The sequence below is a fragment of the Tychonema sp. LEGE 07196 genome, from assembly GCF_963890365.1.
Lineage (GTDB): Bacteria > Cyanobacteriota > Cyanobacteriia > Cyanobacteriales > Microcoleaceae > Microcoleus.
Genome location: NZ_CAWPRX010000165.1, coordinates 51,386 through 60,367, shown reverse-complemented (window position 1 = coordinate 60,367; position 8,982 = coordinate 51,386). Strand labels below are relative to the sequence as shown.

10 protein-coding genes are annotated in these 8,982 nt (G+C 43.9%); 2 read left to right on the top strand and 8 right to left on the bottom strand.

The window, feature by feature from the left end:
- Positions 1-112: 112 nt before the first annotated feature.
- From AACV78_RS19055 to AACV78_RS19045, 3 genes are all read right to left on the bottom strand, one after another.
- Positions 113-256 (bottom strand): DUF5615 family PIN-like protein, encoded by a 144-nt coding sequence (locus tag AACV78_RS19055; protein WP_194010734.1) that lies wholly within the window; start codon positions 254-256, stop codon positions 113-115.
- A 3-nt stretch (positions 257-259) separates the two neighbouring features.
- Positions 260-601, bottom strand: coding sequence for a DUF433 domain-containing protein (locus tag AACV78_RS19050; RefSeq protein WP_194010733.1), 342 nt, complete (start codon positions 599-601; stop codon positions 260-262).
- 143 nt (positions 602-744) lie between these two features.
- Complete coding sequence (locus tag AACV78_RS19045; RefSeq protein WP_194010732.1) at positions 745-2,124, bottom strand: helix-turn-helix domain-containing protein; 1,380 nt, start codon at positions 2,122-2,124, stop codon at positions 745-747.
- A 205-nt stretch (positions 2,125-2,329) separates the two neighbouring features.
- Between AACV78_RS19045 and AACV78_RS19040 the strand changes: the two genes are divergently transcribed.
- Entirely contained in the window at positions 2,330-2,911 is a 582-nt protein-coding gene (locus AACV78_RS19040) for a hypothetical protein (protein ID WP_015177153.1), read from the top strand.
- Between the two features lie 412 nt (positions 2,912-3,323).
- Positions 3,324-3,704 carry a hypothetical protein gene (locus tag AACV78_RS19035; RefSeq protein WP_015177154.1) on the top strand — a complete coding sequence of 127 codons (381 nt, stop codon included), beginning with the start codon at positions 3,324-3,326 and terminating at the stop codon, positions 3,702-3,704.
- A 245-nt stretch (positions 3,705-3,949) separates the two neighbouring features.
- Here AACV78_RS19035 and AACV78_RS19030 read toward each other — a convergent pair whose 3' ends face one another.
- The 5 genes from AACV78_RS19030 to AACV78_RS19010 form a co-directional block, all read right to left on the bottom strand.
- Positions 3,950-4,285, bottom strand: coding sequence for a XisI protein (locus AACV78_RS19030; protein ID WP_015177155.1), 336 nt, complete (start codon positions 4,283-4,285; stop codon positions 3,950-3,952).
- Entirely contained in the window at positions 4,273-4,689 is a 417-nt protein-coding gene (locus AACV78_RS19025; protein ID WP_194010740.1) for an element excision factor XisH family protein, read from the bottom strand. The genes AACV78_RS19030 and AACV78_RS19025 overlap by 13 nt, the downstream gene beginning before the upstream one ends.
- A gap of 275 nt (positions 4,690-4,964) precedes the next feature.
- Complete coding sequence (locus AACV78_RS19020; RefSeq protein WP_194010731.1) at positions 4,965-5,561, bottom strand: Uma2 family endonuclease; 597 nt, start codon at positions 5,559-5,561, stop codon at positions 4,965-4,967.
- Positions 5,562-5,663: 102 nt separating this feature from the next.
- Positions 5,664-6,260, bottom strand: coding sequence for a Uma2 family endonuclease (locus AACV78_RS19015; protein WP_194010730.1), 597 nt, complete (start codon positions 6,258-6,260; stop codon positions 5,664-5,666).
- Between the two features lie 188 nt (positions 6,261-6,448).
- Positions 6,449-8,689, bottom strand: a complete 2,241-nt coding sequence (locus AACV78_RS19010; protein WP_194010729.1) for a phosphoketolase family protein — start codon at positions 8,687-8,689, stop codon at positions 6,449-6,451.
- Between the last annotated feature and the right edge of the window lie 293 nt (positions 8,690-8,982).

Here is an 8,982-nt window from a genome sequence, read left to right as displayed (position 1 = left end):
GAAGTCCCGAACAATTTTTTTTCAATAATAAAGGAACAAATGGAGTCATATTTTAATTGGGTCAACAGGTAAAAAATGAGTAAAATTACTCATTGACAATAGTGCTTTTAGCTTAACTTGTGAGTAACACATCTGGGTCAGGAATTTTCTGATTCGCTCTGCCTGCTTCTTGGACAGTCAAAACATCGTGTCCCAAAACCCGCAGCAATTCTACAACCGGATAGGGGTATTGCTCGTCGGCATAGAGGCGTGCCATCTGCTACAAATCCTCGTCCATTACTTCATCGTTTTCCATAATTTCTGTTTCAATTTCGTCGGGAAAAGCTTCGGCATAGGCCCAAGCGTTAGCAATATCAGTAGCAGAGAGAGATAGATAGCTTGTGAGTAAATCGGCTTCGCTATAGCCAATGCGACGAGCTTCGACAAGTCCCCAAACGGTGATGCGAGTTCCTGCAATGCAGGCACTCCCACCACAGACATCAGGCGTTTTTTCAATACCGCGCCCCAGGGTGATTTTGCCCTGAGATAGGAGTTGAACAACTTGAGCTTTTTCGTCGTCAGAGAGTGCCAGCAGTTGAGGCTCTAATTCTTTCAGCGTCATGGCAAACAATGGAATTGCGACTACTGATTATTCTATCTAATTTATATCTCTTAGTCTCTTAGAGAGGGACTTCGTTTGTATCGTTGGGGGTGAAAATCAAATGACAAACGAAGTACATTCGATTTTGCACCCCTAAAGCGGTTTCAACCACCGAGTCTTATGGTGGCATATTGCCTCAGTACAGGTGAAATAGTGTAAAATTTTGCTTGTTGTTCTATAAAGCAGCGCCGCGATAAAGATTGCAGCGCATTTACCAAATCTGAGGCGGGAATTTGGCTATTTTCTAGCAATTGGGTGAGGTTAATTGCATCGCTTGCTTTGGCTAATAAGGAGATTACTTGTTTTTCTAGTTCGGATAGGCGGCTAAATTGCTGCTGTAAAACATCTTTCAAATCTTCGGGCAACAATATGGTATCATTTGGTAATAACTGATTCACGCCGCCTCCCAATTCTTGAATCAGAGTCGCCACGCTTTTTAACCAGAGGGGATTACCTTGGTAGCGATGAATGAGTGTTTCAATGTTATCACTTTCTGCTAACCCATAATCTATCAGAATTTTCCGTCCCGCTGCGATGTCTAAACCTTTGAGTTGTAAGGTGCGAATGGAAGTATTTTGGCTTTTAACTTGAGTCACTTCTCTGGGTTGTTCCCAACCAATTAACATCAAGCAGCTTTGATGGGATAATTTTTCTATTTGTTTGAATAAAGTGCGATATTCTTCGCATTCAGGTTTATATTTGCCTGCCAATTCGCCGCTACAAAAAAGGTTATGAACGTCATCTAATATTATTAAACAGCGATGGTTTTGTATATACTTAATTAACGGTAAGGGTTTCTGGTTGGTTGGGGATGAATCTTGTTTTTGTGAGTTAGAAAAAAGCTGTATTAGGTTAGATTGAAATTTTTCTAGGGTGGGGAATTCGTCTAGAGTGTACCAAACTGCGTACTCAAACTCGTTTTTAATTTGTTGTACGAGTTGGACTGCTAGGGTGGTTTTGCCGATACCGCTGATGCCGGTGAGGGTGATGAGGCGGCTGTGTTGTTGTAGAATCCAGGTGGTGAGGGTTTGGTGTTCGGGAGTGCGATCGAAGAAATCACCCAACTCCGGCATTTCGCTTAAATCTTGATGCGAAGTTTTAGTTTGTTGTGACTTAGATGTTTCCTGATTTGGTGGGTGCGAGTTTGGGAGATTTGGCGGGTGTCTAGCTTCTGCACAGATGTTGAAAATACTGCTCACGTTGTTTGCAAAGTTTAAAGCATTAGAGTTTTGCAACCTCTCCATTGTGGAGCGAAAATTCGATTTACTGACTTTTTCCCCAAACTCCTCTGAAAGTATCTGCCATAATTCCGATCCGATTTCCCTGATGCGACTTTCAGAACAGTTAAAATCTTTAGCTATTTCTTTGTATGTCTCGCGTTGTAGAGTTCCCCGCAATACCGCGTCTTGTAAATCGTCAAGGTGCTGACCTGTTTTCTCGAAAACTATGCGATCGGCGACATTTAACATTTCTTTAAGATTCATCTGGCAGGGAGATGCGAGAGTTTTGTGTATTGTAGCTCACAACTGCCAACATTTTCGTACATTTTCGTACATTGTTGTACAAACTTAGATTAAAGTTAAAGTAAAAGCGAGGGAGAATTGGCTGCAAAATAGAACATTTTTGGGCTAGACAAACCTTGAATTTATTAAGGATAATGGAACAAGTATTAAAAGGATTAATTGATTTATGAATTGGGAAGATTTTGCCAGGAAAGCAGGTGAAGAAGTTGTAGAAAATGTTGTAGAAAAAACTACGGGCATTGATGGAAATACAGTCAAAACAGTCAAAGCGGTTGCAGAAACTGGTGCTGCGGTAGGTGCGGCTACCAGTGCTGCTACAGGGTTGACTGTTGCAGCAACTTCAGGAGCAGGAATTACTTCGGGTCTAGCTGCGGCAGGTGGTGTGGTTGGTGGTGGTATGGCGGCGGCTCCTGCGGTATTAGCAGCAGGCCCTGCTTATCTGGGGGCAAAAATAATGAATGAAACTTTGTTCAAAGAGCAATCGAACTTGTCTGAGGAAGAGAATGATGCTCGTGCAGCGGCAAGAACAGCTACAAACATTGGGGCTGCTGCTGGTCTAGTTGGTGCTGGTGCTGTAACGGTAGCTGGCGGTGCCTCTGGTGCTGCAATTATGGGCACCCTTGCTGGTATCGGTGGCGTTGTCGGGGGAGGTGCAATTGCTGGTACTGCCATAGTTGCTGCTGCACCTGTTGCTGCGGCGGCGGCTGTTGGATACGGAATATATAAACTGTTTGGAGGTAAAGGGTAAAGATAGTTATCCCTCTTCTGTCACTCTAGGCAGAAGAGGGATAGTTAAGTTTGAATTGGTAGGTTGGGTTTCCTGTTGCAACCCAACCTTCATCAGCGTTTAGTCTGGCTTTAGTATTTCCTCGCACCTCGCAGCAAATATCAGAAAACTGCGAGCGATTGAAAAGATAAGCTTGGCTATCTATATGCAGCAAATATTGCAGCGTTGGGTTATAGGTTCTGTTTCGTAGCTTTGGAGTATACGGATGTTTGGTTGGCTATCTGAACTATTTAATTGGTTTTTCAGACTATGGAATCGGTTGGATGATAAAACGAAAGGTAAAATTATAGAGGAAGTTGTCAAGTCATTTGAAAAGCTGCTTCGTTCTTTTTATGGTTCGTGGAAAAATCGGCATACCAAGTGAGAATAAGTGATGAGTAATTTTAAGGAACTTATGGATGAGATTGAGCAATCACCTACTCAATCAGTGATGAGTAATTTTAAGCAATTTATGGATGATATTAAGCAATCACCTACTCAATCACTGCCAGAATCTGATTTAACTCTTCCATCCCTTCAAATGGATTTAACAGCAGGAACTTTCCTTATGTTGACGCCCTTATCATTTTCAAATAATGAAAAGGAAAAATTCTCAGAAGAGGTGTCGAGCTTAATTCAGAATGAATCTTTTTTATCTGACTTTAGCAATCAAATTGGTGAACCTTTGCAGCAGGAATCTGAAGATGACTTCGTGAAACGCGCTAGCAATAGGTTAAGAGAGATGCTTTATGAGAGATTTGGCATCAAAGGTTGAATGGATATAATGTTCAGGCCTGTCGAAGTAGTCGCAGCATAACTTAGTGCGATCGCAGCTCTTGTAGGTTGAGTTGAAGCTTGTGTTCACCTACCTCTTTTTCCAGTTACAATCTTATCCCTTTGCAGCATTTCAAAGTGTGCTGATTGCACGGATACCGATCGCCTCACCAATCATAAAAAGCGATCGCCCCATAACACATAAAGAGCGATCGATGTCTGCCACCAAAAGCATCAACGTTAGTTTTAACCCACTGCAAATTCTGTGAACTGACGCATATAAGGTGGATGAAACCCAACCACAATGTCCGACTTCGGCACACCTATATTAACCAGTTCTTGCCCTAAATCGATTTCAGTTCCATTCTGCTGAATCCAGATTTTGCCATCCTTAATATCGAGATGTATAGCACAGCCGTAAACTCGCTGTTTGTTATCCCAACCCACTCGAACAACTTGATAATGATTGTGTTCCGTGTCAAAAACAACTTGCACATCTACTTCTCCATAAGAAGGCTTGTAGGCAGCATATTTCGTGAGAATTTGTTTGATACAATCCCGATATTTTTCTATTTTTTCCATAAAGCTATCACCTCTTCTTCTACGTCATAGACCAATAATTTTAACTGGTAATCTTCCACGACAGCGGTTGTAAATTCACGCTTGAAAAAATCGTTATATGCCGTCAAAGGAATTGCCAAAAATAGCTGACGTTGGGGGTCTTTAAACTTGAGTGCTGTACGGTAGTTGATAAATTGTCCAACCGCTAAATGAAAATCTGTTATGGCTGAAGTATTCAAAAAGCTCTTGATTTCTACAGCAATTTTCTCCCCCTGCCGTTCGGCTGCCAGCAGGCGTTCCGCCCCCAGATCGATTAACATATCAACTCCACCCACACTGATGGAAAGTGGGTCATCTGTAATCTGCCAACCCTCCTTTTGCAACGCAATCTTCACAACATCATGAAATTTATCCTTTGCTGATATAAAGCCCTGATGACAAACAACTACAATTATACTGGCGTTAATTGAGATGTGTGAGCGCAATAGTCATTACAAACACACAAGGAATGTCCGCATCCCTATCTATCGAAAGCTTACCACCATTTCGCAAACCCCCAAAATTTGGCGGATATCCTCATGAATTGCTGAGCATGGGGTAAATCCCTTCAGTGGTGCGATCGCCCATTACACCAAATACCAAACAGTGCGATACTTGCATCAAGAGCGATCGCCCCCTTGCATTCTTCCTCTCTGCTTAATTACTGCGGCCCAATTCCCTTCAAAAACTCCTTTCTTGCCTCAATCCTTGAAGGCATTAAAACGCAACGCACCAACAATTCTAAATCCAATTCCGGCAACAAATCACTTCTGGAAAGTAGCTCATAATCATTCTCGCGCAGCCCATACACAGCCAACTGATTATTTTGCCAAAACCAGACTTCTGGAATGCGAAGTCGCAGATATTTAGCTAGTTTATTTGTACTCCCGCTAGTAATTGTCACTTCTACTGCTAAATTGGGATGCTCCTTTCTTTCACCTATATAATAAGACTCATCAGGCTCAAATGAGACATCTTTGGCTCGATTTCTACGAGTTGCACTTCCTACAGGAATATATTCAATTTCCATTTCACAAAAGTAGAGTTGTATCAAAAAATTAAGAATACAACTGATTGTCTCATGTGCTTCGCCCAATGTCATAAACTCGATCCACCCATCAAGATAAGTTATCCGCAAACCAGAAGAGTTTGCCATCAAAGACTCTATAGCCTCAAATTGCTCCCAACTATAATAACCAGGCAGAATTAATCGCTGTTCCCCAAGCGTAACTACTTCTTCTAAAACTTGTGCAGTCACAGCTATCACCATCCTATTTTAAATATTGCTAGCCATTATCTAGTGTAACCCTGGTAGGGACAGCATGAAATCCCATTCAAAACTTAGTGAACAAAGTCGAGCTTACTGCGGCCCAATTCCCTTCAAAAACTCCAGTCTTGCCTCAATCCTTGAAGGCATTAAAACACAACGCACCAACAATTCTAAATCTAATTCCGGCAACAAATCACTTCTGGAAAGTAGCTCATAATCATTCTCGCGCAGCCCATACACAGCCAACTGATTATTTTTCCAAAACCAGACTTCTGGAATGCGAAGTCGCAGATATTTAGCTAGTTTATTTGTACTCCCGCTAGTCATCGTTACTTCTACTGCTAAATCGGGATGCTCCTTTTTTTCACCTATATAATAAGACTCATCAGGCTCAAATGAGACATCTTTGGCTCGATTTCTGCGAGTTGCGCTTCCTACAGGGATAAAGTTAATCCCTTTCTCGAAAAAGTAAAGTGCTATAAATATAGCCAAAATACTTTTTATCTCCTCATGTGCTTCGCCCAATGTCATAAACTCGATCCACCCATCAAGATAAGTTATCCGCAAACCAGAAGAGTTTGCCATCAAAGACTCTATAGCCTCAAATTGCTCCCAACTATAATAGCCGGGGAGAATTAATCGCTGTTCCCCAAGCGTAACTACTTCTTCTAAAACTTGTGCAGTCACAGCTATCACCATCCTATTTTAAATATTGCTAGCCCCTACCCAGTAACAACTAGGCAGGGGCATTCTCTCACATTCTAGCTTAATCAATCCTGGATGCGCGGGGGAGCAAAAACCCGGTTTCTACATCAATATTTCTCGAAAAAAGCGACTATTTTTGGAAGAAACCAGGTTTTTTTGCCTAAGTCTGATTAATGAACTAGCTCGATCGCCCTTTTAGTCAACGCCTCAGCAGTCAACCCGTTAAACGCCATCAACTCACCCGCACTAGCAGTAGTTTCCCCCCGCTTCCAAGCGAAAGTATCACGCGGGCAATTGCTGCGGAGCATCACCGGCTCCAACATCCCAGAAGCACCGCCTGTTACGCCAATCAAGGCATCTCCACCAAACATTTCAGCAAATTTCTCATCGCTCAAAAAGCCGCCGTCAGCTTCCGAACAAGTATCCCAAGCAACATCGCTTGGACGGTACAAACGGCGGGGATTCACAACAGAAACAATCCGCACTCCAATCCCTTCGGTTTCCAAAAATGCTGCGGCTTCAAACACCGGTATTAAAGTCATGTCGCCCACAACAGCAAACACAACTTTCTTGCTTCCCCCTTGATTTTGGGATGCTTGCGGAGAATCAATTTCGTGCAGCACAACTGCACCGTCTTGTAATGCTTGGCGAGTCTGTGCAAAAGTAGTGCGAATTGGCAGGGGCGACTTGCTCGCAGTAATCACAACTCCCTTATTTTTAGCACTCAAAGCCCACTCGTAACAAGCTTGAATGCTGTTAGCATCCGGTGGAAACAAAGGAAACACATTTCCATTCCGCATCATGGCGGCAAAATAAGCCTCAATCTCCGGGCGTTGGTGCGTCCAACCGTTGCGGCCTTGCTCCAATGCACCCGCTGTAAATAAGGTGACAGTAGCCGGAGTTGGACGGCGCAATTCTGCCATCGCTTGGGTAACAGTTTGCCAAATTGGTAAACCGTTAACGGCAAAAGATTCGTAGGAACACCACAAACTCCGCCCTCCAAACAGCGACAAACCTACAGCCAAACCCGCGCAAGCATCTTCGCTCAAAGGTTCGTAAACTTGACCGTTTGGCGATTGATTGTAGAGGTCATCCGTTGTCGGGTGAATGATTTTCAGAGCTTGGTTGATGTTAGCAATTGCCGATGCTTCATTGCCGTCAGCATTGGTGACAAGAAAAGTCCGATCGCACTCGCCGACTTTCGCTACCAAACGTCCCATTGCAGTTGTCGAAATCTTGGCTTCTCCCCCAACCGCAAATTCTTCTAAAGGCAATTCGCCCAAATCTGCCAGCGGCAATGTAAACTCAGTAACAACTGTTTTCGCTGCCGGCCCGCCGCCCGCGCGCTCGCAATTTGTCCGCACCAACTCCCAAGCAGCCACTGTCAAAGCGCGCTCTTTTAAAGCACTGATAATGTGCGGAGCATCCAGCGTATCTTTTGGATAAAGGTTGTGAGATTTCGAGCCGCGCGCGTGCACTCCCGCACCTTTCAACTGTTTGATAATAAACACAGTCAATTTGCCGCCGAGAGCAGATTTTGCCGCTTTGTCAACTCCTTGTAAAACAGCTTTGGTAAATGCCATGCGCTGTTCGAGGGAAAAAGCAGTGCTGTCAACATAAGCTTCCGGTTGATTTTTGTCGTCAAATTCCTTAGCATCAACTAAGATAACTTCTTCAAAACCGTTTCCTTGCCAATAAGCAATCATTTCAGCATTAGTTTTTGTCGAAACCATGCTGTGATGTTCTTGAGAATATCCGTTCCAAACTAACACGGGCAAAAAGTTAGTAGCCTTGGGATAAGCAGTGTGAAAATGCCCCATGCTGCTCATGGGATAGGGTTCGCCCATGCCGCCGTCGCCCATTGTGAAAGCAAACAGTTTTCCGGGATGCAAAAGCGCTCCCGCCATTGCAAAATGCTGCCCTTGTCCGAGGGGGCCAGCAGGTGCTAAAAGGCCGGGAATGAAACCGGAAAGATGTCCTAACAAACCGTCTTTTTCGCGGAATTTATCGCGCACTTGCTGCACGTTGACAATTCCCATGTCTTCTAAAGATCGATCGAGAAACATGGCACTGTAAAATCCCGGCGCGTGGTGCCCCACTTCGGTGACAATGTTCTTGTGTCCGAGCATCACCAAAGCGGCGTAGGCTTCCGCTTGGCTGGCAAAACCCCCCGGATGTCCCGATGCCTTGCTAGCGGTGACTTGCAGCGTCAGGTAGCGCAGGGCGTCTGCTCCCAGCATTGTTTGAAAGACGGCGGCGGGATCGGCGGGATCGGCGATCGACTTGCTTCCCTCGGCGATCGCGGGTGCTTTCCCGTAAGTCTCAAAACCCGGCACTGTTTCGGAGAAATACTGGATTCCTTCGCAAAAACTGGGGATGGCTGACGTTGCCTTCGACGTAGTTGCAGTCATGCTTGATACCTGAAAAATTTGGATTAGATTAATTTAACAGTAATTTTATAACTTATTTGTTGCAAAATATCGTTATTTCTGTTATTGCCAATTATAAATCATTCAAATATCTCAAACTTTTAGATGAGTGCGCCCGACATTTTCACAAGCAAATCAGCGCGATTTTGCCGAAAAAATATCGCCGGTCAGATTTCTTGCACGAGTCTTGGATCGCTATGAAAACCGCAGATTTCAGGCAGATAAACACAAATAAACGCAGATGTTTTTCCAGATTGTTTCTAAATTTTGCCAGC

Excerpts from the sequence above, each read along its gene's own strand:
- AACV78_RS19055 (WP_194010734.1), bottom strand. The coding sequence starts at position 256 with ATGGCACGCCTCTATGCCGACGAGCAATACCCCTATCCGGTTGTAGAA.
- AACV78_RS19050 (WP_194010733.1), bottom strand. The coding sequence starts at position 601 with ATGACGCTGAAAGAATTAGAGCCTCAACTGCTGGCACTCTCTGACGAC.
- AACV78_RS19045 (WP_194010732.1), bottom strand. The coding sequence starts at position 2,124 with ATGAATCTTAAAGAAATGTTAAATGTCGCCGATCGCATAGTTTTCGAG.
- AACV78_RS19040 (WP_015177153.1), top strand. The coding sequence starts at position 2,330 with ATGAATTGGGAAGATTTTGCCAGGAAAGCAGGTGAAGAAGTTGTAGAA.
- AACV78_RS19035 (WP_015177154.1), top strand. The coding sequence starts at position 3,324 with ATGAGTAATTTTAAGGAACTTATGGATGAGATTGAGCAATCACCTACT.
- AACV78_RS19030 (WP_015177155.1), bottom strand. The coding sequence starts at position 4,285 with ATGGAAAAAATAGAAAAATATCGGGATTGTATCAAACAAATTCTCACG.
- AACV78_RS19010 (WP_194010729.1), bottom strand. The coding sequence starts at position 8,689 with ATGACTGCAACTACGTCGAAGGCAACGTCAGCCATCCCCAGTTTTTGC.